A 23,160-nucleotide genomic window follows, 5' to 3' on the forward strand; every position below is an offset into this window, starting at 1 on the left:
GTTCCCAGAACGGTCAGTTGTGGTGCTGAATGGGAAGTGCGGGGATACGCAACGGCGCACGCCCGGCACAGCGGGAGGGGTGTAGCGCCAGCAGGCGGCTGAGAGGGGTTTGTTCGTGCATGCTTTCTCACACGGCACTTCATCGACACCGACAGCGGTCGCGGTTCCACCGGCGCTCTCTCTTCCGGTGATCGAGGCGGCGTTTCCCCGTCAACTGCACCCGTATTGGCCCAGGCTCCAGGAGAAGACCAGGACCTGGCTCCTCGAAAAACGGCTCATGCCGGCGGACAAGGTCGAGGAATATGCCGACGGCTTGTGCTACACGGACCTCATGGCGGGCTACTACATTGGCGCCCCCGACGAGGTCATGCAGGCGATAGCGGACTACAGCGCGTGGTTCTTCGTCTGGGACGACCGCCACGACCGCGACGTCATCCACGGCCGCACCGAGGCCTGGCGGAGGCTCAGGTTCCAGCTGCACGCGGCCCTCGACTCCCCCAGGGACCATCTGCATCACCAGGATCCCCTGGTCGCGGGGTTCGCGGACAGCATGGTGCGGCTGTACTCGTTCCTCAGCAAGAAGTGGAACGAGCGGTTCGCGCTCCACTTCCACGCGGTGATCGAGGCGTACGACCGGGAGTTCCAAAACCGCGCCTCTGGCACCGTTCCCACGGTCGAGGAATATCTCGAACTCCGCAGGCTGACGTTCGCGCACTGGATCTGGACCGACCTTCTGGAACCCAGCGCGGGGTACGAACTCCCCACCGCGGTGCGGAATCACCCCGCATATCGGAGGGCGGCACTGCTCAGCCAGGAATTCGCCGCCTGGTACAACGACCTGTGCTCGCTCCCGAAGGAAATCGCGGGCGACGAAGTCCACAATCTCGGAATCAGTCTCATTCACCATGAGGGGCTGACTCTCGAAGAGGCCGTCACGGAAGTGCGGCGGCGGGTCGAGGAATCCATCCATGAATTCTGCGTCGCCGAAAAGGGCGTATTACGGCTCGCCGACACCCTCGCGGACGGGACCGTGCGGGGCAAGGAATGCAGCATCGCCGTGAAGGCGTGCCTCGGCAATATGCGGAACTGGTTCAGCTCCGTGTACTGGTTCCACCACGAGTCGGGCCGGTACATGGTCGACAGCTGGGACGACCGCTCCACACCCCCGTACGTCAACAATGAAGCGGCAGGTGAGAAATGACCGTCGAGTCTGTGCGGCCCGAGGTGCCTGAGACGCTGGAGTTGTCCACCCCGCCCCTCGCGGGAGGAGGCGTGCCGGGTCTCGGCCACGGCTGGAAACTGGTCCGCGACCCGCTGGGCTTCCTGGCCCAGCTACGCGACCACGGCGACGTCGTCCGGCTCAAGCTGGGCCCCAAGACGGTGTACGCCATCACCACCCCCGCGCTCACCGGGGCGCTGGCGCTCAACCCCGACTACGAGATCGGCGGCCCGCTGTGGGAGTCCCTCGAGGGGCTGCTCGGCAAGAAGGGGGTCGCGACCGCCAACGGGCCGCAGCACCGGCGCCAGCGGCGGACGATCCAGCCCGCGTTCCGGGCCGACATCATCCACGAGTACGGCCCGATCATGGAGGAGGAGGCGCGCGCGTTCGCGGCGCGCATGGTGCCGGGGGAGACGATCGACTGCACGTCGGAGTCGTTCCGCGTCGCCGTCCGCATCGCGGCCCGCTGTCTGCTGCGCGGCCAGTTCATGGACGAGCGGGCCGAGCGGCTGAGCATCGCGCTCGGCGCCGTGTTCCGCGGGATGTACCGGCGCATGGTGATCCCGGCCGGGCCGCTCTATCGGCTGCCGCTTCCGTCCCACCGCCAATTCGACCGAGCATTGGCCGATTTGCATGACCTCGTCGACGAGATCATCGACGAGCGGCGGGCATCTGGTCAAAAGCCGGACGATTTGCTGACGGCATTGCTGGAGGCGAAGGACGACAACGGCGACCCCATCGACGAACAGGAGATCCACGACCAAGTCGTAGCAATACTCACCCCCGGCAGCGAAACCATCGCGTCCACGATCATGTGGCTCCTGCAAGTCCTCACCGAACACCCGGAACAGGCGGACAAGGTGAGCAAGGAGGTCGAATCCGTCGCGGGCGACCGGCCCGTCGGATTCGACGACGTCCGGAAGCTGTCGCACACGAACAATGTCGTCGTCGAGGCGATGCGTTTGCGCCCCGCCGTATGGATATTGACGCGGCGCACGGTGACCGAAACCGAGCTGGGCGGCTATCGCATTCCGGCCGGTGCCGACATCGTCTACAGCCCGTTCGCGATCCAGCGCGATCCCCGGTCGTACCAGGAGCACCTGGATTTCGACCCCGACCGCTGGCTTCCGGAACGGTCCAAGGACATACCGAAGTACGCGATGCGCCCGTTCAGCGTGGGCAACCGGAAGTGCCCCAGTGACCACTTCTCGATGGCCCAGCTCAGTCTGATCACGGCGACCGTGGCGTCCCGGTGGCGCTTCGAGCAGGTGTCGGGCTCCAACGACGCGACCCGTGTCGGCATCACCCTGCGACCGCACAAGCTGCTGCTGAAGGCCCAGCCGCGCTGACCGTGCGTGCCTACTGGCGCACGTTCAGGCCGCCCGCGGGCCCCTGAACGTGCGCCGGTACGCCTGCGGGGTCGTCCCGAGGCTCCGCATGAACTGATGGCGCAGCGCTGCCGCGTTGCCGAACCCGGTGCGGCCCGCGATCGCGTCCATCGTCTCGTCCGTGGCCTCCAGCAACTCCTGTGCCAGCAGCACCCGTTGGCGCAGGATCCAGCGGTACGGAGTCGTCCCCGTCTCCTGCTGGAAGCGGCGCGCGAAGGTGCGCGGGGACATATGGGCGCGGGCCGCGAGCTGCTCGACGGTCACCTCCTCGTCGAGGTGCTGCTGCATCCACACCAGCACCTCGCCGACCGTGTCGCACCGGGAGCGGGGCAGCGGGCGCTCGATGAACTGGGCCTGGCCGCCGTCGCGGTGCGGCGGTACGACCATGCGGCGCGCGATGGCGTTGGCGACCTCCGGGCCGTGCTCCTTGCGCACGAGGTGGAGACAGGCGTCGATCCCGGCGGCGGTGCCCGCCGAGGTGATCACCGGGTCCTCGTCGACGTACAGCACGTCCGGCTCGACGATCGCCCGCGGATACTGCCGGGCGAGTGCCTCCGCGTGATGCCAGTGCACCGCGCAGCGCCGCCCGTCCAGGAGTCCGGCCGCACCCAGCACGAAGACGCCGGAACAGACGCTGAGCACCCGCGCACCGCGCTCGACGGCCCGGCGCAGCGCGTCCAGCAGCTCGGGCGGATAGTCGCGCACGGCATAGGTGTCGCCGGCCGGCACGACGACGAGGTCGGCCGCGTCGAGCCGGTCGAGGCCGTGCGGGGTGGAGACGGTGAACCCGGAGACATGGGTGTCGAGCGTGGAGCCTTCGGCCGAGGCGATCGCGAAGTCGTAGACGGGCAGCCCCTCGTCGCTGCGGTCGAGGCCGAACACCTCGCAGACGACGCCGAGTTCGAAGGGATGCACACCGTCGAGCAGCACTGCGGCCACGTTCTTGAGCATGTTCTCCAGTGTGCCTCGGAAGTGGCAGTAATTCGAGGGGGTGCGGCAGCCCTGCCACTGACGGTAAGGAGCAATCGGCGCGACAGTGGTGTCCATGAACACACTCATGGACAACCTCGTCGGAATCCTGACCGTCCTTGGGATCTTCGCGGTCGTGGCGCTCCCCTCGCTGATCGGGCTCGCCCACGAGCGGCGCGTCGACCGTCAGCTCAGGGCGGCGGCCGAGCGCTCCCGGCCGGAGGCCGACCGCCGCACCGGGTCTCACGCCTTCGTCACCACCACCGTGACCGTCCACTCCTGAAGGCCCTTGCACGAGATCCGGGCCGGGTCGCTGGGGCACAACGGGCGGGACGAGGTGAGCTGTGCCGTCCCCGCCGAGACCGCCTTGAAGGCGGAGGAGGCGTCGCCCGCCTGCAGGACGATGCCGCTGTTGGTGGCCTCGAGACCGCTGCCGCCGACCTTGACGGGCGCCCAGGGCCGGCTGGTGGTGCCGTCCAATCTGATGCGGATCACGTCGCCCGTCGTCAGGCAGAACGTGCGGCCGGTGTCGGCGGCGCCGAGCTCCGCCTTCGCCTCCGTACAGCCCTTGTGGGATGTCGTGGGGGACGGTGACACGGTGCCGCTGCCGCCCGCGTCGCTTCCGCTCTGCGTGCCACAGCCCGCGGCCAGGAGAAGCGTCAGTGCCGCGAGGGCGATGGTCCGGTGGTGGGTCGTTCGGCGCATGGGGGCCTCCTCGTCGCTTGGACGTGCCACCCCCGCATCAGGATCCACTTCGGGGCACGGAAAAGCCCTGGCCGCGGGGTGCGGCCAGGGCTTTGGTGGGTCAGCTGGTCGTCACGGCGGTGTCGTCGACGACGAAGCTGGTCTGCAGTGAGGAGTCCTCGACGCCGCTGAACTTCAGCGTGACGGTGGAGCCGGCGAAGGAGGACAGGTCGAAGGTCTTCTGGGCGTATCCGGAAGCCTTGTTGAGGTTGGAGTAGGTCGCCAGCGTGGTGGAGCCGGCGGTGACGGTGAGCTTGTCGTAGGCCGTGCTGGTGCTGGTCTCGGCCGTGTCGATGTGCAGGTAGAAGGTGAGCGACGCCTTGCAGCCGCTCGGGATGGTCACCGACTGGGACAGCGTGTCGGTGTGGGTGGAGCCGTAGCCGTCCAGCCAGGCGTAGTACGAGCCGCCGTGCGCCGCCTCACCGCTGGAGTTGGTGATGACGCCACTGCTCGCGGTCCAGATCGTGTTGCCCGACTCGAAGCCCTGGTTGCCCAGCAACTGCGCCGAGGTGCAGGTGCCACCGCCGGAGGTGCTGACGGTCCAGGTGAAGGAGGCCGAGCCGGAGGCGCCCGTGCTGTCGGACGCGGTGACGGTCACGCTGTAGGTGCCCGCCGTGCTCGCGGTGCCGGAGATCAGTCCGGTCGAGCTGTTGATCGACAGACCGGTCGGCAGGCCGCTCGCGCTGTACGTGAGGGTCGCGCCCGCGCTGTCGGTGGCCCTGATCTGCAGGCTGACCGAGCCGCCGGTCGCGGTGGACTGGCTGCCCGGGTTGGTGACGGTCACCGTGTTGCCGCTGCTCGTGCCCGAGGTGAAGGCGGTCGTGCCGTTGGGGGTGCCCCAGCCGGTCGGACCGTCGTAGCCGGTGGTCGCGGTGCAGAAGTACGAGGTGGAGCAGGAGCCGTTGTTGCCGCTGGTGACGTCGTACAGGTTCGAGGTGTGGGAGTACGGGTACTTCGCCGGGTAGTCGCTGGAGCCCGGGGTGCCCGCGAGGGCGTACACACCCGCGATGATCGGCGCGGAGGCACTCGTACCGCCGTAGACCGCCCAGCCGGAGCCGCCGTAGGTGTCGTAGACGGCCACACCGGTCGCGGGGTCGGCGACCGCGGAGACGTCCGACTCCATGCGCTTGGTGCAGCCGGTGTCGGTCTGCCAGCTCGGCTTGGCGTCGTAGGCGGAGCAGCCGGAGCCGGTGCCCTCGGTGCTGCTGGTCTTCCACACGGACTCGGTCCAGCCGCGGGAGTTGGAGGACGTGGAGAGGGCGGTGCCGCCCACGGCGGTCACGTACTGGGAGGTCGCCGGGTACTCGGCGCCGTAGCCGGAGTCACCCGCGGAGACGGTGATGGCGACGCCCGGGTGCTTGAAGTACGAGGTGTCCTCGCCGGTCTGGGAGGACGACTCGTCGCCGCCCCAGCTGTTGGAGACGAACTTCGCGCCCAGGGCCACGGCCTCGTTCTCGGCGGTGCCGAGGTCGGAGTCCGTCGCCGAGTTGGCCTCGACCAGGATGATGTTGCAGTTCGGGCAGACCGCGCTGACCATGTCGATGTCGAGCGCTTCCTCGCCCGCCCAGCCGGTGTCGTTCGACGGCAGCGAGGTGGTCGAGCCGGTCTGGCTGACCTGCTTGAAGCAGCCGTTGGCCTTGGTGCAGGCCGACAGGCCGAACTGTGAGCGGTAAGTGGCCAGGTCCGACTCGGCGTTGGGGTCGTTGTAGGCGTCGACCACGGCGACCGTCAGGCCGGAGCCGCCGGTCGACGGCAGGTTGTACGCGCTGTGCAGGTTGGCCGGGCTGAGGCCGGACACCGCGGCGGCGGCGTTCGGGGATATCGCCGCGGCCAGCTTCTGCTTGATGTCGGTGCGCCGCTGGGCGAAGCAGGCGGCGTGACCGGGGGTCGGAGTGCCGCACAGGTGCGTGGTGGGCACCTTCTGGCCGGCCTTGCCGGTCGAGTGCACGGCCTGCGCGGCGGGGGCCGTCAGGGCCTTCGCGTTCTGGGTGGCCCGGGAGACGTGCGAGGTGGGCGCTGTCTGCGCACCCGCCGGCGGGGCCGCGGCGAACCCGGCGACACCGAGGGCGAGGGCGGGGAGGGCGGCGGTCAGGAGTCTTCGCAGTCTCCGGGCGGGTCTGGCGGAGCGTGTCTCACGCATGGGGGTGCTGCCTCCATCGGTTTGAGGCCGGTGCCGCGCGGGCCGGGGTAGGGCCGTACGCGGCTCCACAGCCGGAAGTGGGGGTTCTCGGCGTTGCGTGGCGGGCCCGTGACGCGCGTAGCGCACGCACATTCAGGGAGTGTCATGGGCATGCCAATCGAGTCGCCCTGGCATGCCGCTGTGTGTGACATGTCAGGACGGCCAGAACCTAGCCGGGTCCGATGAGGCGCGGATAGCGGCGCCCGAAGAACTTTGCCGCTCCATAGGTGGTCCATGGACGGCCCATGGACGGTCCATGGACGAGACGCGGTGATGCCGGCCCGCGCACGCGGCCCGGCATCACCCTTGAGGTGTCGTCAGAAGTCCTCGTCGAGGTCGACGGTTCCCTCCACCGCGACCTGGTACGCGGACGGCCGCCGCTCGAAGAAGTTGGTCAGCTCCTGAACGCCCTGGAGCTCCATGAAGGAGAAGGGGTTCTCGGAGCCGTACACCGGCGCGAAGCCCAGTCGCTGCAGGCGCTGGTCGGCGACGCACTCCAGGTACTGGCGCATCGACTCGGTGTTCATGCCCGGCAGACCGTCACCGCACAGGTCGCGCGCGAACTGCAGCTCGGCCTCGACGGCTTCCCGCAGCATGTCCGTCACCTGCTGCTCGAGCAGATCGTCGAAGAGCTCCGGCTCCTCCTTGCGGACGGTGTCGACCACCTCGAAGGCGAAGGACATGTGCATCGTCTCGTCGCGGAACACCCAGTTGGTGCCCGTCGCCAGACCGTGCAGCAGACCCCGGCTGCGGAACCAGTAGACGTACGCGAAGGCCCCGTAGAAGAAGAGCCCCTCGATGCACGCGGCGAAGCAGATGAGGTTGAGCAGGAAGCGGCGGCGGTCGGCCTTCGTCTCCAGGCGGTCCAGCTTCTCCACCGAGTCCATCCACTTGAAGCAGAACTCGGCCTTCTCGCGGATGGAGGGGATGTTCTCGACGGCGTCGAAGGCCGCTGCCCTGTCCTCCGGGTCGGGCAGATAGGTGTCGAGCAGCGTCAAGTAGAACTGGACGTGCACGGCCTCCTCGAAGAGCTGCCGTGAGAGATACAGGCGCGCCTCGGGCGAGTTGATGTGCTTGTACAGCGTCAGCACCAGGTTGTTCGCCACGATCGAGTCGCCCGTCGCGAAGAACGCGACCAGGCGGCCGATCATGTGCTGCTCGCCCTGCGACAGCTTCGCCAGGTCGGCGACGTCCGAGTGGAGGTCGACCTCCTCGACGGTCCAGGTGTTCTTGATGGCGTCCCGGTAACGCTCGTAGAAGTCCGGGTAGCGCATGGGGCGGAGAGTCAGCTCGAAGCCCGGGTCGAGCAGGTTCTTGTCGGTGGAGCTCATTACTGGCAGGCCTCGCAGGACTCGGGGTTCTCAAGGGAGCAGGCGACGGCGTCTTCGTCGGGAGTCGCCTGTACGGGGATGGGGGTCCGGGTCTGCGCCTGGGCTTGTGCGGCCCGGGCGATCCGCGTCGCCGGGCGCGAGCGCAGGTAGTACGTCGTCTTCAGACCCGACTTCCAGGCGTACGCGTACATCGAGGAGAGCTTGCCGATGGTCGGCGTCTCCAGGAACAGGTTCAGCGACTGGGCCTGGTCCAGGAACGGGGTCCGGGCGGCGGCCATGTCGATCAGGCCGCGCTGCGGGATCTCCCACGCCGTGCGGTACAGGTCGCGCACGTCCTGCGGCACCCAAGTGAAGCCCTGCACCGAGCCGTTGGACTCGCGCAGCGCCTCCCGGGTCTGCGCGTCCCACACGCCGAGCCTCTTCAGCTCGTCCACCAGGTAGGAGTTGACCTGGAGGAACTCGCCGGAGAGCGTCTCGCGCTTGAAGAGGTTCGACACCTGCGGCTCGATGCACTCGTACACGCCCGCGATGGACGCGATCGTCGCGGTGGGCGCGATGGCGAGCAGGAGGGAGTTGCGCATCCCTGTTGTGGCGATACGTTCCCGCAGCGCCGCCCAGCGCTCCGGCCACGTCAGCTGCACGTCGAAGTGGTCGGGGTGGAGGACGCCGCGGGCCGTACGGGTCTTCTCCCAGGCCGGGAGCGGGCCGTTGCGCTCGGCGAGGTCGGTCGAGGCCTCGTACGCGGCGAGCATGATGCGCTCGGCGATGCGGGTGGACAGGGCGCGCGCCTCCGGCGAGTCGAACGGCAGACGCAGCTTGAAGAAGACGTCCTGGAGGCCCATCGCGCCGAGGCCCACCGGGCGCCACTTGGCGTTGGAGCGGCCCGCCTGCTCGGTCGGGTAGAAGTTGATGTCGACGACCCGGTCCAGGAAGGTGACGGCCGTGCGGACCGTCTCGTCCAGGCGGGCCCAGTCGATGTCCTTCCCGATGACGAAGGCGCCGAGGTTCACCGAACCGAGGTTGCAGACCGCCGTCTCGCCGTCGTCCGTGACCTCCAGGATCTCGGTGCACAGGTTCGAGGAGTGGACGGTGTGGCCCGGCTCCGCCGTCTGGTTGGCGGTTCGGTTCGCCGCGTCCTTGAACGTCATCCAGCCGTTGCCGGTCTGCGCCAGGGTGCGCATCATGCGGCCGTACAGGTCGCGGGCCGGGATGGTCTTCTTCGCGAGGCCCGCCTCCTCCGCCTTGCGGTACGCGGCGTCGAACTCGTCGCCCCACAGGTCGACCAGTTCCGGTACGTCGGAGGGGGAGAACAGGGACCAGATGCCGTTCTCGTTGACCCGGCGCATGAACTCGTCCGGGATCCAGTGCGCGAGGTTCAGGTTGTGCGTACGCCGGGCGTCTTCACCGGTGTTGTCGCGCAGTTCCAGGAACTCCTCGATGTCGGAGTGCCAGGTCTCCAGGTAGACCGCGGCCGCGCCCTTGCGCCGGCCGCCCTGGTTCACAGCGGCGACCGAGGCGTCGAGGGTCTTCAGGAACGGGACGATGCCGTTGGAGTGCCCGTTCGTGCCGCGGATGAGGGAGCCGCGGGAACGGATCCGGCTGTACGACAGGCCGATGCCGCCCGCGTGCTTCGAGAGGCGCGCGACCTGGTGGTAGCGGTCGTAGATGGAGTCCAGCTCGTCCAGCGGGGAGTCGAGGAGGTAGCAGGACGACATCTGCGGGTGCCGCGTACCGGAGTTGAAGAGCGTGGGGGAGGAGGGGAGGTAGTCGAGGCGGCTCATGAGCCTGTAGAGCGCGGCGACTTCGTCCACGGATCGGGAGGTGTCGTCCTCGGCGAGGCCGCACGCCACCCGGAGCATGAAGTGCTGGGGCGTCTCGATGACCTGGCGGGTGATCGGGTGCCGGAGCAGGTAGCGGCTGTGCAGGGTGCGCAGGCCGAAGTAGCCGAAGCGGTCGTCGGCGTGCACGTCGATCAGTTCGTCCAGGCGGGCCGTGTGCAGCCGTACGAACTCCGCCGTGCGGTCGGCGATCAGGCCCTCGCGGTGGCCGGTGGTGATGGACTCGGAGAAGGATCGCACGCCCTGCGAGGCGGCCTCCGCCGCGATGCTGATCGTCAGCAGGCGGGCGGCGAGGCGTGAGTACGCCGGGTCCTCGGAGATGAGGCCCGCGGCGGCCTCGGTGGCCAGTTCGCGCAGCTCCGCAGTGATCTCGGCGGCCCCACGAGCGGACCGCCCCCGCAGCGCGGCGGCTGCGACCCGGCCGGGGTCGGCGTCGGGGAGGTCGACGGTGAGGTCGGTCAGGGTACGCAGCAGCGTGGTACCGGGACCGTCCGTCTCCACCGGGGTCTCCGCCGGGGCCTGCTTCGCGGATGCGGAAGCCGGAACTGAAGCCGGGTCGGTTGGCGCGATGGTCACTTGGGGCTCTCCCTCGCTCGGCACGGGGCCTGTTGGGGAGGAGCGGGGCACACGGGGGCGCTCGTGGGCAGCAGCACACCGCGTCCACCGGCCCATTCCGCGAGGCCCGGACGTCGTCGGCGCCCGGGCCGGGTGGCCGGGGCGCGCTGTCGGCAGGTCCTCGGACTGAAACTCGTACGCGGTTGTGCGGGGCACGAACACGTACAAGTACACCGTTGCGGGACAGTTCCGGATTCGCACCGGATTCCCCTGCGGCGACAGCGAGCATGAGCATACATCTTGTGCCGGGCTGCGGGAGCACCCCCACATGTTGTGTCGCGTCGGCGTCGGGGAGTGCTACGGAGTGTGCTGGAGCGTCAACTCGTAGGTGAGCAGCATGATGTCGTCGATGTCCGGGATGGGGTTCCAGTCGCGGTCGGGGGTGCGGGTGAAGCCGAGGCGTTCGTAGATGCGGTGGGCTGCGTGCATCGTGCGCTGAGTGGAGAGGACGATGCGTACGCAGCCCTCCGTGGCGCGTGCGCGGTCGAGGCAGGCGCGGACCAGGGCCTCGCCCGCGCCTCTGCCGCGGGCCTCGGGTGCGACCGCGAGCATGCGGATCTCGGCCTCGCCCTGGCGGGCTATGTCGGCCAGGGGGCCGCCGTGCGGGACGAAGGTCACGCCGCCCAGTACGCGGTCGTGGGCCACCGCGACGAGTACGTCCGCGGCGGCGGCCCGCTTGGCCACGTCCCGCAGCTCTCCGAGGTACTCGTCGCTCTCCCCGAAGTCGAGCAGGCCATCGCCTAGGTAGGCCTGCGCGGTGATCTCGCCGACGGTGGGGTACTCCTCGGGCTGTGCCCGTCTGATGAGGATGTCCATGCGGGGAGTGTGCCGGACGGGTACGGCAACGGGCCGCCGGATTTGTGCGGCGGCCCGTCTTGTGGTGCCTGCCTGTGCCTGCGTCTGCGGTCGGTGGGTGCGTTCGCGTCTGCGGTCGGTGCCTGTGTACTGCGTCTGCGGCCGGTGGGTGCGTCTGCGCCTTTGCGCCGGTGGGTGGGTCGGGGCCGTGCCGGTACATCCGCCCCGTCGCCGGTGGCAGATCGCTTGCCTTTACAGCTCTGCCTGTTGGCAACCACGTAAGCGACGGGGCATGTGATGTACCGGCACGGCCCCTTCCGTGCGTGGGCGAGTGCGGGCCGTCCCGTCCTAGCTGCGGGCATGCGTGCCGCGACGGGCGGTGCCCCCCGCCCTTCCCAGCTGCGGGCGTGCGTGCCGCGATGGGCGGCAGCTCACCTGCCCTTCCCGGCTGCGGGCAATCGTGCCGCTGGGGCGGCACGGGTGGGCGCAGCAGCACCTTGTCAGCGCCGGTCAGCGCGCCCACCCGAGCTCGGCCCCGGTGCCGGGTGCCTAGTGGGTGGCGCCCGCGGTGGCCGGGGGCAGTTCCGCCTGTACGCCGGGGTCGCCCGCGTCCGCCGTGTAGTCCTCGGGGGACGTCTCGTCGATGCCCTCGGGGGCCTTGAACGCACGGAGGGCGAAGGTGAGGACGACGGTCACGACGACGTTGAGTATGAACGCCGTGAGGCCGATGTAGCCGATCTCCCCGATCCCGGGGATCTCCTTCGCGCTGCCGCCGAAGTGCTTCTGCGTCGGGGAGGCGACCCCGTACGCCGCGAGCGTGCCGTAGAGCATGCCGACGGCCCAGCCCGCGAGGAGCGCCCAGCGGTGGAACCAGCGGGTGAACAGGCCGCCGACCAGGGCCGGGAAGGTCTGCAGGATCCAAATGCCGCCGAGGAGCTGGAAGTTGATCGCGACTGTTTTGTCCATCGTCAGGACGAAGACCAGCGCGCCCACCTTCACCAGGAGCGAGACCAGCTTGGAGACCTTGGTCTCCTGCTGGGGGGTCGCGTCGGGCTTGATGAAGTCCTTGTAGATGTTGCGCGTGAAGAGGTTCGCGGCCGCGATGGACATGATGGCGGCGGGGACAAGCGCTCCGATGCCGATGGCGGCGAAGGCCACGCCCGCGAACCAGTCCGGGAACATGGTCTCGAAGAGCTGGGGGATGGCGAGTTGGCCGTTCGTGACCTTCACTCCGGCCGCGATCGCCATGAACCCGAGCAGGGCGAGCAGGCCCAGCATCAGGGAGTAGAGCGGGAGGATCGTGGTGTTGCGGCGGATGACGTTGCGGCTGCGGCTCGACAGCGTCGCCGTGATCGAGTGCGGGTACATGAAGAGTGCCAGTGCCGAGCCGAGTGCCAGGGTGGCGTACGTCCACTGGCCCGCTTCGGCGGGGACGATTCCGCCCGCGCCCGCCGCCGTGTACTTGTCGCTCGCCGCCTTGAAGATCTCGTCGAACCCGCCCAGCTTGATCGGGATGTAGATGATGGCCACCGCGATCACGATGTAGATCAGGGTGTCCTTCACGAACGCGATCAGGGCGGGGGCGCGCAGGCCCGAGGAGTAGGTGTACGCGGCCAGTACGCCGAAGGCGATGAGGAGCGGGAGGTCCTTCACGAACCAGTTCGTGTTCTCGCCGCCGCCCACGCCCATCACGTCCAGGACGGCCTGGATGCCGACCAGTTGAAGCGCGATGTACGGCATGGTGGCCAGGATGCCGGTGACGGCCACGGCGAGGGACAGACCCTTGGAGCCGAAGCGGCCGCGCACGAAGTCCGACGTCGTCACGTATCCGTGCTTGTGCGAGACAGACCAGAGGCGGGGGAGGAAGGTGAAGATCAGCGGGTACACCAGGATCGTGTACGGCACCGCGAAGAAGCCGGCCGCGCCCGCCGCGTAGATCGCGGCCGGTACGGCGACGAAGGTGTACGCCGTGTAGAGGTCGCCGCCGAGCAGGAACCAGGTGATCCAGGTGCCGAACGACCGTCCGCCCAGGCCCCATTCGTCGAGGCTGTGTTCGTCGTCGGCCCTGCGCCAGCGCGCGGCCAGGAAGCCCATGACCGTGACGGCCAGGAAGAAGAAGATGAAGACGGCGAGTGCCACGCCGTTCACGCCGTCCTTCATGCTTCGGCACCGCCCTTCGTGGTGGCGCGGGCGCGCTGGTCACGCTGCCAGAGCTTGTAGGCGATCATCGTCAGTACCGTGGAGATGAGCACCCACAGCATCTGGTACCAGTAGAAGAACGGGATGCCGATGAAGGTCGGGTCCGTCTTCGCGTACGAGCCGACCCACAGCATCGCCACGAAGGGTACGAGCAGGCAGAGGGCTATCACGACGCGGACCGGCGTGATCGCCGGTGGCTTCACTTCGGGCACATCTGACATTTGGCGGCTCCGTCCCCTCACTGATCACCTGTGTAACGCGCAGGCAATCTAGGCGACGGTTCCGCTTTATGGAACCCCTGTCCGGATAGCGGATGTGGAGGGTTCGTGTGGGTGCGATTCCGGCCGTCAGCAGCAGCGGAACCCCTGGCGCGGGTCCTCCTCCTGACGGTCCGTGCGTGCTCGTTCGAAGTCCCGGCGCGAGGGTATGGGCGCGTCCGGGTGGTCCTTGCGGATATGCGCGACATAGCGGTCGTACGTGGATTCGTCCGTCAACTCGCGTATGTACCAACGGATTCCGCTAGCTGCCCGGTGCAGCGCCGATCGCATCTCGCACCTCCTGCCTCTCCCGCTGGGTGGGGATCAGTCCGGCCGGGGCTACGATCTTCGACTCGACGTACGGCGTCTCGCTCAGCGTGGAGAGGGCCGGGCGGCGTATGTGGCGGACACACACCCGGGCCGCGTCCACGATGACGACGACGATGAGCACGGCCAGGACGGCCGAAAGAACGCCGTCCACCGTGGAGTTGGTGACCACGGTGTGCATGTCGTCCATGCTCTTGGCGGGCGGCAGGACCTTTCCGGCGTCGATGCCGTCCTGGTAGACACTGCGCTGCTTGAAGAACCCGACGCGTGGATCGCTGGAGAACACCTTCTGGTAGCTGGCCGTGAGTGTCACCGTGGCGTCCCAGACGAGTGGGATGCCGGTGATCCAGGCCCACTTGAGGCGTCCGGACTTCACCAGAAGGGTCGTGCAGACGGCGAGGGCGACGGCCGCGAGCAACTGGTTCGAGATGCCGAAGATCGGGAAGAGCTGGTTGATGCCGCCGAGGGGTTCGTGGACGCCGACCCAGAGGAAGTAGCCCCACAGACCGCACACGAGGGCGCTGGTGGCGATCAGGCCGGGCTTCCAGCTCACGTTCTTGAAGGGGCGGTAGACGTTGCCCAGCATGTCCTGGAGCATGAACCGGCCCACGCGCGTGCCCGCGTCCAGCGCCGTCAGGATGAACAGCGCCTCGAACATGATCGCGAAGTGGTACCAGAAGGCGCGCAGGCTTCCGCCGGTGACCTTCGAGAAGATCTCGGAGACGCCGACGGCGAGCGTGGGCGCGCCGCCGGTGCGGGAGAGCAGGCTCTGTTCCTCGACCTGGTGCGCGGCTTTCGCGAGGTCCGCCGGGGAGATGGTGTACCCGAAGTTCGCGACCGCGTGCGACGCCGATTCGACGGTGGTGCCGATGACGCCCGCGGGCGCGTTCATCGCGAAGTACAGGCCCGGGTCGATGATGCACGCGGCGACCAGGGCCATGATCGCGACCGACGACTCCATCAGCATGGAGCCGTATCCGATCATCCGGACCTGCGTCTCCTTCTGGATCATCTTGGGTGTGGTGCCCGATGAGATGAGTGAGTGGAAGCCGGAGAGCGCGCCGCAGGCGATGGTGATGAAGACGAACGGGAAGAGTGAGCCCGCGAAGACCGGGCCGTCGCCCCGCTTGGCGAAGTCCGTGACCGCGTCCATCTTCAGCGTCGGCAGCGCGATGACGACGCCGAGCGCGAGCAGCGCGATAGTGCCGATCTTCATGAAGGTGGAGAGGTAGTCGCGGGGGGCGAGAAGCATCCAGACCGGCAGGATCGAGGCGATGAAGCCGTACGCCACCAGCCAGATGACCAGCGTGGAGGGGGCGAGGGTGAAGGTGTCGGCCCAGGAGGACTCGGCGACCCAGCGGCCCGCGACGAGGGCGAGCAGCAGGAGCGCCACACCGATCAGCGAGACCTCGGTGACGCGTCCCGGGCGCAGGACGCGCAGGTAGAAGCCCATCAGCAGGGCGATCGGGATCGTCATTCCGATGGAGAACGTCCCCCAGGGGGAGGCGGCGAGCGCGTTCACGATCACCAGCGCGAGCACCCCGAGCAGGATGATCATGATGGCGAAGGCGGCGAGCAGCGCTGCCGCCCCGCCGAACGGGCCGATCTCCTCGCGGGCCATCTGCCCGAGCGACCGCCCGTCCCGGCGCGTGGAGAAGAACAGGACCACCATGTCCTGGACCGCGCCCGCGAAGATCACTCCGGCGATGATCCAGATGGTGCCGGGCAGATAGCCCATCTGCGCGGCCAGCACCGGGCCGACCAGCGGGCCCGCGCCCGCGATCGCGGCGAAGTGGTGGCCGAGCAGCACGCGCCGGTCCGTCGGATGGAAGTCGATGCCGTTGTTCAGCCGCTCCGCCGGGGTGGCCCGTGTCCCGTCGACCTTGAGCACCTTGTGCGCGATGAACTTCGCGTAGAAGCGATAAGCGATGGCGTAGGAGCCGAGCGCGGCGGCGACCATCCAGGCGGCCGACACGTTCTCGCCCCGGGCGAGCGCGAGCACGGACCAGCCCGCGGCGCCCACCAGCGCGACGAGGGTCCAGATGACGATGGTTCGAGGCTTGGCGGTACGCACCGTTCGTCCTCCCGTCCATGCGGTGACGGGAGGAACGTAGAGCAGGAAGGTGAGTCGCGCTACACCACGTGCCTACCTCAAGTGGCTTATTTCCGCGGGCGCCCGAGCCTCGATACCCGCGGGTGCTTGAGCCGCATTGCTCCTGCCGGTGCTTGAGCCTCGATTGCTCCTGCAGTCCTTGAGCCTCGGATTACTCCTGCGGGCGCTTCAGGCGTGCCACGAACTTGTACCGGTCGCCCCGGTACACCGAGCGCACCCACTCCACCGGCTCGCCCTGCTTGTCCAGCGAGTGCCGGGAGAGCATCAGCATGGGCAGGCCGACGTCGGTGCCGAGCAGTCCGGCCTCGCGCGGGGTGGCCAGCGATGTCTCGATGGTCTCCTCGGCCTCGGCGAGATGGACGTCGTACACCTCGGCGAGCGCGGTGTAGAGGGAGGTGTACTTGACGAGTGACCTGCGCAGGGCGGGGAAGCGCTTCGCGGACAGGTGGGTCGTCTCGATCGCCATCGGTTCGCCGCTCGCCAGGCGCAGGCGCTCGATGCGCAGCACCCGGCCGCCGGCCGAGATGTCGAGCAGCCCGGCGAGGGTCTCGTCGGCGGTGATGTAGCCGATGTCCAGCAGCTGCGAGGTGGGTTCGAGGCCCTGGGCGCGCATGTCCTCGGTGTACGAGGTGAGTTGCAGCGCCTGGGAGACCTTGGGCTTGGCCACGAAGGTGCCCTTGCCCTGGATGCGTTCGAGGCGGCCCTCGACGACCAGCTCCTGAAGGGCCTGCCGCACGGTCGTGCGCGAGGTGTCGAACTCGGCGGCGAGGGTGCGCTCGGGCGGTACCGGCGTGCCGGGCGGCAGTGTCTCCGTCATGTCGAGCAGGTGCTTCTTCAGGCGGTAGTACTTGGGCACGCGCGCGGTACGGATGGGGGCCCCACCCTCGTTCTCCGCACTGCTGACGTCGGCGCTCATGCTCTGCCTTCCCGGCTCCGGATGCCGAAACGGCCGACATCCCCATCGGCCACGGCTCACATCGTGGCACGGCTTCATGTGCGAGTGTCCCCTCGCACGCTCCGTGATCCCCTCTATATACCGTCGGCGTACCTGTTGGTCTAGTCCACCGCGCTGAACTGGTCCACCCGTGAGCGCGCGAACAGCGCCGTTAATTATGTCGGTTACCTACTTAAAGGTCCCTGCATATGTAGGTCGGATAACGGACGGTCAGAGGGGTCGCGAACTCCTTGACACCCCTCTAGGTCTAGGCCAAGCTCCCCGTACTGGTCTACACCATTGGTCCAGTCCCGGCCCCACGGGCGGTACACCTCATATGTAACCGCGGGGAGCCAGGGGGGTTTGTGGCATCCCTGAGGAGGGTGGCGTGAAGCGCAAGCTGATAGCCGCGATCGGTATCGCGGGAATGATGGTCTCCATCGCGGCGTGCGGGGGCGACGACGGCGACAGCGGCAAGAAGACGGGTGCCGACGGCTTCAAGGGGCAGACCCTGACCGTCTGGGCCATGGACGGCTCGACGCCTCCCGGCTGGACCAAGGACCTGACGGCGGCCTTCGAGAAGAAGACCGGCGCCAAGCTGAAGTTCCAGACCCAGCAGTGGAACGGCATCCAGCAGAAGATCACCACCGCCCTCTCCGAGGACAACCCGCCGGACGTCATCGAGGTCGGCAACACCCAGACCCCCGCCTACGCGGCCACCGGCGGTCTCGCGGACCTGACGGACCTCAAGTCGGAGATCGGCGCCGACTGGACCGAGGCCCTCAACAAGTCCTCGGTCTACGACGGCAAGCAGTACGCGGCCCCGTGGTACTTCGCCAACCGCGTCGTCATCTACAACAAGAAGGTCTGGGCGGACGCCGGCATCAAGGACACCCCGAAGACCCGGGACGAGTTCTTCAAGGACCTTCAGGCCATCGACAAGAAGACCGACGCCGAGCCGATCTACCTGCCCGGCCAGAACTGGTACTTCTTCGACGGCCTGACCATCGGCCAGGGCGCCGACCTGGTGAAGAAGGACGGCGACAAGTACGTCTCCAACCTCGCCGACCCGAAGGTCGGCAAGGCCATGGAGATCTACAAGGAGTACCAGTCCTACTCCAAGGCCCCCAAGGACAAGGACGAGGCGACCCCGCAGCAGGCCGAGGTCTTCGCCAAGGGCAAGACCGGCGCCTTCATCGGCATGGGCTGGGAGGCCGGCACGGCCATCGCGGCCAACAAGGCCATCGAGAAGAACATCGGCTACTTCACCATCCCGGGTGAGACGGCCGACAAGCCCGAGGGCGTCTTCCTGGGTGGCTCCAACTTCGCGGTGGCCGCCGGCAGCAAGAAGCAGGAGCTTGCCAAGGAGTTCCTGAAGCTGGCCCTGTCCGACAAGTTCGAGGGCGCGCTCGCCAAGGAGAACGGCGTCATCCCGAACAAGGAGTCGCTGCAGACCAACCTCTCGGCCAACCCCGCCGCCGTGGCCGCCGCCCCGGCCGCGGCCGGCGGTGGCACCACGCCGCTGATCCCCGAGTGGGCCGCCGTCGAGAACGCCCCGAACCCGATCAAGACCTACATGACCGCGGTGCTGAACGGTAAGTCGCCCGCCGACGCCGCCAAGCAGGTCGAGGCCGAGATCAACAAGCGTCTCTCGCAGACGAGCTGATCACCCGTGCCGGGGCGCCCCAGAAGAGGGCGCCCCGGCGCAGTGGTGCATCGAGCAGTGGTGCATCGACCAGTAGGGCCACAGAGAGATGGCGAGCATGTCAGTGCAGACCGAACGCGCGGACACGGTCCCGGCGGCCGGGATCCGCAAGAGTGACGCGTCCCCACCGGGAGACGGGGAGAGCCGGACGAAGGGACGAGGCGGCGCGTCCGCGCCCTATCTGCTCCTGCTGCCGGCCTTGGCAGCCACCGCGGTGCTGCTGGGCTGGCCCCTGGTGAAGAACGGCATGCTGTCGTTCCAGAACCTCAACCCGCGCCAGCTGATCCTCCACCTCACCGAGTGGAACGGGATCGACAACTACAAGGACGTGCTGTCCGGTTCCGACTTCTGGAAGGTCGTCGGACGGTCGGTCGTCTTCACCGCCGCCAACGTCGTCCTCATCATGGTGCTCGGCACCCTCGTCGGCCTGCTCCTGGCCCGGCTTGGCAGACGCATGCGGCTGACGCTGATGCTCGGCCTGGTGCTGGCCTGGGCGATGCCCATGGTCGCGGCGACCACCGTCTACCAGTGGCTGTTCGCGCAGCGCTTCGGCGTCGTCAACTGGATCCTGGACAAGCTCGGCTGGCACTCCATGGCCGACTACAACTGGCTCGGCACCCAGTTCTCCACCTTCTCCGTGGTCACCCTGCTGATCGTCTGGATGTCCATCCCGTTCGTGGCGATCAACCTCTACGCCGCGACGACCACGATCCCCAAGGAGCTGTACGAGGCGGCCTCGCTGGACGGCGCCGACGCCTGGAAGTCCTTCACTTCGGTGACCTTCCCCTTCCTGCGGCCGTTCCTGTGGGCCACGACCTTCCTTGAGGTCATCTGGGTCTTCAAGTCGTTCACCCAGCTCTTCGCGATGAACGCAGGCGGCCCCGACCGGCTCACCGAGACCCTGCCGATCTACGCCTACGTCGAGGGCGTCGGGAACCAGCACTTCGGCATGGGCGCGGCGATCTCGTTCCTCACCATCCTGATCCTGCTGGCCCTGACCGCGTACTACCTCCGGACCGTCATCAAGCAGGAGGAGGACGAGCTGTGAAGCGCTCCCTGATCGGCCGCCTGTGGCCCAACGCGACGGCGATCGTCCTTTTCGTGGTCTTCGCGTTCCCCGTCTACTGGATGTTCTCCACGGCCTTCAAGCCGACCGGCGACATCATCTCCGAGGACCCCGTCTTCTTCCCGACCGACGCCACGTTCGAGCACTTCAAGAAGGCCGTGGACGCGGACCACTTCTGGACGCTGGTCGGCAACTCCGTGACGGTCACCGTGCTGTCGGTGCTCCTGTCACTCGTCATCGCGCTGCTCGCCTCCTTCGCGCTCGCGCGGATGCGGTTCAGGGGTCGGCGCGGCTTCATCATCACGTTCATGATCGCGCAGATGGCCCCCTGGGAGGTCATGGTCATCGCGGTCTACATGATCGTGCGCGACGCCGAGATGCTGAACAGCCTGGTCCCGCTGACCTTCTTCTACATGGTCATGGTGCTGCCCTTCACCATCCTGACCCTGCGCGGATACGTCGCCGCCGTGCCGAAGGAGCTGGAGGAGTCGGCCATGGTCGACGGCTGCACCCGCACCCAGGCCTTCATCAAGGTGATCTTCCCGCTGCTCGCGCCCGGCCTGATGGCCACCTCGCTCTTCGGGTTCATCACCGCCTGGAACGAGTTCCCCATGGTCCTCATCCTCAACAAGGACATCGAGGCCCAGACCCTCCCGCTGTGGCTGTCCAGCTTCCAGACGACCTTCGGCGACGACTGGGGTGCCACCATGGCAGCGGCCTCGCTGTTCGCCGTACCGATCCTGATCCTCTTCGTCTTCCTGCAGCGGAAGGCCGTCAGCGGCCTTGTCGCAGGCGCCGTGAAGGGATAACGCCACCCCGATGACGACACTCGCCAGTGGTACCGCTGCATCCAATTCAGAAAAAGATGGCCTGACCCGTGACGCCCTGACGGTCCTCCAGCCCGGTTTCCCGGGAACCACGGCCCCCGACTGGCTGCTCCGCCGCCTCGGCCAAGGCCTCGCCTCGGTCGGCCTGTTCGGCCGCAACATCGCCTCGACCGAGCAACTGGCCGCCCTGACGGCCCAGTTGCGCGCCGAACGCGACGACGTGCTCGTCGCGATCGACGAGGAGGGCGGTGACGTGACACGCCTGGAGGTACGGACGGGTTCGTCCTTCCCGGGGAACCACGCGCTGGGGGCGGTGGACGACGTCGAGCTCACGAGGGAGGTCGCCGCCGAACTCGGCCGCCGTCTCGCGGCCTGCGGAGTCAACCTCAACTGGGCCCCGTCCGCGGACGTGAACTCGAACCCGTCGAACCCGGTCATCGGCGTACGGTCCTTCGGCGCCGACACGGACCTGGTGGCCCGGCACACGGCGGCCTACGTCACCGGACTCCAGTCCGCCGGCGTCGCCGCCTGCACCAAGCACTTCCCGGGCCACGGCGACACGGCGGTCGACTCGCACCACGCGCTGCCGGCCATCGACGCCGAGCTGTCGGTGCTCCAGTCCCGCGAACTCGCCCCGTTCCGCGCCGCGATCGCCGCGGGCACCCGCGCCGTGATGAGCGCGCACATCCTCGTCCCGGCGCTGGACCCCGAGCGCCCGGCCACCCTCTCCCGCCGCGTTCTCACCGGCCTGCTGCGCGAGGAACTCGGCTACGACGGCCTCATCGTCACCGACGGCATGGAGATGCAGGCCATCGCCGCGACCTACGGCATCGAACGCGGCAGCGTCCTCGCCATCGCCGCGGGCGCCGACGCGATCTGTGTGGGCGGGGGGCTGGCGGACGACGACACGGTACGCCGCCTGCGCGACGCCCTCGTCTCCGCCGTCCGCACCGGCGAACTCCCGGAGGAACGCCTCGCGGACGCGGCGAACCGGGTACGGGAACTGGCACGTTGGACGGCTTCTTCCGGGGGCGCGCGTGCGGGCGGGGGAGCCGGGGTACTCACGGGTGCTGGTGCCGGTACGGGAGTGGATGCGGAGGCGGGTGCGGGCGCCAGTGATCGTGTCGAGGTCGGCCTCGTGGCCGCCCGTCGTGCACTCACGGTGACCCACTCCGAGACGTACGCGCCGCTCACCGAGGCCCCGTACGTCGCCGCCCTCACCCCGGTCGCGAACATCGCGGTGGGCGACGAGACCCCCTGGGGTGTGGCGGCGGAACTGGCCCGCCTGCTCCCCGGCACGGAGACCGGCAGCTTCACCGGCGAGAACGCGGGCCCCTCGGCCCTCGCCGCCGCGGGCCCCCGCCGGATCGTCGCCGTCCTCCGCGACGAGCACCGCCATCCCTGGATGGCAGCCGCCCTCGACACTCTTCTCGCCGCCCGCCCCGACACCATCGTGGTCGAGATGGGCGTACCCCAGTCCCCACCCCGGGGCGCCCTCCACATCGCCACCCACGGCGCGGCAAGGGTGTGCGGCCGAGCGGCGGCGGAGGTCATCACGGGCGCCTGACCCACCCGACAGCCGGGCTGGTACTGCGAGGCCACCAGCCGAGGATGCCGTGTGCGCGGGCTGGGTGATGTGGGGCGCGCTTGCCGAGGGTGCCGTGTGGGCGGACGTGGTGTGTGGGCAGGCGTTCCGCAAGGGGCGGAACGTGTGGGCACACACCACCCGCCGGGCCGCACCCGCCCGACGACCGTGAGTCCGACATGCGAAGGCGCCGGGGCACCCTGCAAGGGGAGCCCCGGCGCCTTCGCAAAGCGCCAACCGGCCTAAATCCCCTGCCACTCAGGCTTGTTGACAAACGTATGCCGGAAGTAATCCGCAAGCTTCAGCTTGGAAGCCGCCCCCTCGTCCACAACCACCGTGGCGTGCGGGTGAAGCTGAAGGGCCGAAGCGGGGCACACCGCGGCAACCGGCCCCTCCACAGTCGCGGCAACCGCGTCCGCCTTGCCCTCGCCCGTCGCGAGCAGCACCAGATGCCGCGCTTCCAGAATCGTGCCGATGCCCTGGGTGATGACGTGGTGCGGCACCTGCCCGATGTCGCCCTCGAAGAACCGCGCGTTGTCCACCCGGGTCTGCTCGGTCAGCGTCTTGATCCGGGTCCGCGAGGCGAGCGAGGAGCACGGCTCGTTGAACCCGATGTGCCCGTCCGTCCCGATCCCGAGCAGCTGCAGATCGACCCCACCGGCCTCCGCCAGCGCCTTGTCGTACGTCTCGCACGCGGCCTGCACGTCCTCCGCGGTGCCGTCCGGCCCCATGAACGCGGCCATGCCCAGGCCCAGCGGTTCGAGCACCTCCCGCCGCAGCACGGAGCGGTACGACTCCGGATGCTCGGCCGGCAGCCCCACGTACTCGTCGAGCTGGGCGATCCGCGCGCCCGAGGCGTCCACGGCACCGGACTTCACTTTGGCCGCCAGCGCCTCGTAAATGGGCAGCGGAGTCGAGCCGGTGGCCACGCCGAGCAGGGCGTCGGGCTTGCGCCGGAGCAGCTCGGCCATGGCCTCGGCGATCAGCTCGCCGCCCGCCTTGGCGTCCGGGACGATGACAACTTCCACGCTGGGCCTGCCGATCTGGAGAGGGGACTCAGGGGACTCAA

The 23,160-nt window shown here is 68.5% G+C and carries 19 protein-coding genes and 1 riboswitch; of the genes, 7 read left to right on the top strand and 12 right to left on the bottom strand.

Annotation, left to right across the window (positions count from 1 at the left end):
* The first annotated feature begins 115 nt into the window (after window positions 1-115).
* Complete coding sequence (gene cyc1, locus AB5J53_RS31990; protein WP_369249081.1) at window positions 116-1,201, top strand: epi-isozizaene synthase; 1,086 nt, start codon at window positions 116-118, stop codon at window positions 1,199-1,201.
* Entirely contained in the window at window positions 1,198-2,568 is a 1,371-nt protein-coding gene (locus AB5J53_RS31995) for a cytochrome P450 (protein ID WP_369249082.1), read from the top strand. Before cyc1 ends, AB5J53_RS31995 begins: the two co-directional genes overlap by 4 nt.
* A 24-nt stretch (window positions 2,569-2,592) precedes the next feature.
* Here the strand turns inward: AB5J53_RS31995 and AB5J53_RS32000 are convergent, their stop codons facing one another.
* The gene (locus AB5J53_RS32000; RefSeq protein WP_369249083.1) at window positions 2,593-3,558 is read right to left on the bottom strand and encodes a GlxA family transcriptional regulator; all 966 of its coding nucleotides are present in this window, start codon (window positions 3,556-3,558) and stop codon (window positions 2,593-2,595) included.
* 94 nt (window positions 3,559-3,652) lie between these two features.
* Here AB5J53_RS32000 and AB5J53_RS32005 point away from each other — a divergent pair, with 94 nt between their 5' ends.
* Window positions 3,653-3,859, top strand: coding sequence for a hypothetical protein (locus tag AB5J53_RS32005; RefSeq protein WP_369249084.1), 207 nt, complete (start codon window positions 3,653-3,655; stop codon window positions 3,857-3,859).
* On the opposite strand, the gene AB5J53_RS32010 is transcribed toward AB5J53_RS32005, so the two are convergent.
* The 10 genes from AB5J53_RS32010 to AB5J53_RS32055 all read right to left on the bottom strand — a co-directional run bounded on the left by AB5J53_RS32010 (window position 3,820) and on the right by AB5J53_RS32055 (window position 16,890).
* Window positions 3,820-4,281 carry a hypothetical protein gene (locus AB5J53_RS32010; RefSeq protein ID WP_369249085.1) on the bottom strand — a complete coding sequence of 154 codons (462 nt, stop codon included), beginning with the start codon at window positions 4,279-4,281 and terminating at the stop codon, window positions 3,820-3,822. The genes AB5J53_RS32005 and AB5J53_RS32010 overlap by 40 nt on opposite strands.
* 100 nt (window positions 4,282-4,381) lie before the next feature.
* Window positions 4,382-6,460: a putative Ig domain-containing protein gene (locus tag AB5J53_RS32015; RefSeq protein ID WP_369249086.1), complete on the bottom strand. Its 2,079-nt coding sequence runs from the start codon at window positions 6,458-6,460 to the stop codon at window positions 4,382-4,384.
* Window positions 6,461-6,816: 356 nt separating this feature from the next.
* Entirely contained in the window at window positions 6,817-7,830 is a 1,014-nt protein-coding gene (locus tag AB5J53_RS32020) for a ribonucleotide-diphosphate reductase subunit beta (protein WP_369249087.1), read from the bottom strand.
* On the bottom strand, window positions 7,830-10,169 hold the full coding sequence (locus tag AB5J53_RS32025) for a ribonucleoside-diphosphate reductase subunit alpha (protein ID WP_369252603.1): 2,340 nt from the start codon (window positions 10,167-10,169) through the stop codon (window positions 7,830-7,832). Before AB5J53_RS32025 ends, AB5J53_RS32020 begins: the two co-directional genes overlap by 1 nt.
* A 230-nt stretch (window positions 10,170-10,399) precedes the next feature.
* A riboswitch (cobalamin riboswitch) is annotated at window positions 10,400-10,493 on the bottom strand.
* 87 nt (window positions 10,494-10,580) lie between these two features.
* Window positions 10,581-11,099 (bottom strand): GNAT family N-acetyltransferase, encoded by a 519-nt coding sequence (locus AB5J53_RS32030; protein ID WP_369249088.1) that lies wholly within the window; start codon window positions 11,097-11,099, stop codon window positions 10,581-10,583.
* Between the two features lie 528 nt (window positions 11,100-11,627).
* On the bottom strand, window positions 11,628-13,238 hold the full coding sequence (gene mctP, locus AB5J53_RS32035; protein ID WP_369249089.1) for a monocarboxylate uptake permease MctP: 1,611 nt from the start codon (window positions 13,236-13,238) through the stop codon (window positions 11,628-11,630).
* Window positions 13,235-13,498, bottom strand: a complete 264-nt coding sequence (locus AB5J53_RS32040; RefSeq protein ID WP_369249090.1) for a DUF3311 domain-containing protein — start codon at window positions 13,496-13,498, stop codon at window positions 13,235-13,237. The genes mctP and AB5J53_RS32040 overlap by 4 nt, the downstream gene beginning before the upstream one ends.
* A gap of 126 nt (window positions 13,499-13,624) precedes the next feature.
* Window positions 13,625-13,825 (bottom strand): YbdD/YjiX family protein, encoded by a 201-nt coding sequence (locus tag AB5J53_RS32045; protein WP_369249091.1) that lies wholly within the window; start codon window positions 13,823-13,825, stop codon window positions 13,625-13,627.
* A complete protein-coding gene (locus AB5J53_RS32050; protein WP_369249092.1) occupies window positions 13,797-15,935 on the bottom strand; it encodes a carbon starvation CstA family protein in 2,139 nt (712 codons plus the stop codon). The genes AB5J53_RS32045 and AB5J53_RS32050 overlap by 29 nt, the downstream gene beginning before the upstream one ends.
* A gap of 190 nt (window positions 15,936-16,125) precedes the next feature.
* On the bottom strand, window positions 16,126-16,890 hold the full coding sequence (locus AB5J53_RS32055; protein ID WP_189189334.1) for a GntR family transcriptional regulator: 765 nt from the start codon (window positions 16,888-16,890) through the stop codon (window positions 16,126-16,128).
* Window positions 16,891-17,296: 406 nt separating this feature from the next.
* Here AB5J53_RS32055 and AB5J53_RS32060 point away from each other — a divergent pair, with 406 nt between their 5' ends.
* From AB5J53_RS32060 to AB5J53_RS32075, 4 genes are all read left to right on the top strand, one after another.
* Complete coding sequence (locus tag AB5J53_RS32060; protein WP_369249093.1) at window positions 17,297-18,574, top strand: extracellular solute-binding protein; 1,278 nt, start codon at window positions 17,297-17,299, stop codon at window positions 18,572-18,574.
* A 97-nt stretch (window positions 18,575-18,671) separates the two neighbouring features.
* Window positions 18,672-19,661: a carbohydrate ABC transporter permease gene (locus AB5J53_RS32065; RefSeq protein ID WP_369249094.1), complete on the top strand. Its 990-nt coding sequence runs from the start codon at window positions 18,672-18,674 to the stop codon at window positions 19,659-19,661.
* Window positions 19,658-20,488, top strand: a complete 831-nt coding sequence (locus tag AB5J53_RS32070) for a carbohydrate ABC transporter permease (protein WP_369249095.1) — start codon at window positions 19,658-19,660, stop codon at window positions 20,486-20,488. The genes AB5J53_RS32065 and AB5J53_RS32070 overlap by 4 nt, the downstream gene beginning before the upstream one ends.
* Window positions 20,489-20,498: 10 nt before the next feature.
* Entirely contained in the window at window positions 20,499-22,073 is a 1,575-nt protein-coding gene (locus AB5J53_RS32075; protein WP_369249096.1) for a glycoside hydrolase family 3 protein, read from the top strand.
* Window positions 22,074-22,333: 260 nt separating this feature from the next.
* On the opposite strand, the gene nagB is transcribed toward AB5J53_RS32075, so the two are convergent.
* Window positions 22,334-23,119: a glucosamine-6-phosphate deaminase gene (gene nagB, locus AB5J53_RS32080; protein WP_369249097.1), complete on the bottom strand. Its 786-nt coding sequence runs from the start codon at window positions 23,117-23,119 to the stop codon at window positions 22,334-22,336.
* Between the last annotated feature and the right edge of the window lie 41 nt (window positions 23,120-23,160).

This window comes from Streptomyces sp. R41, assembly GCF_041053055.1.
Classification (GTDB): Bacteria; Actinomycetota; Actinomycetes; order Streptomycetales; family Streptomycetaceae; genus Streptomyces.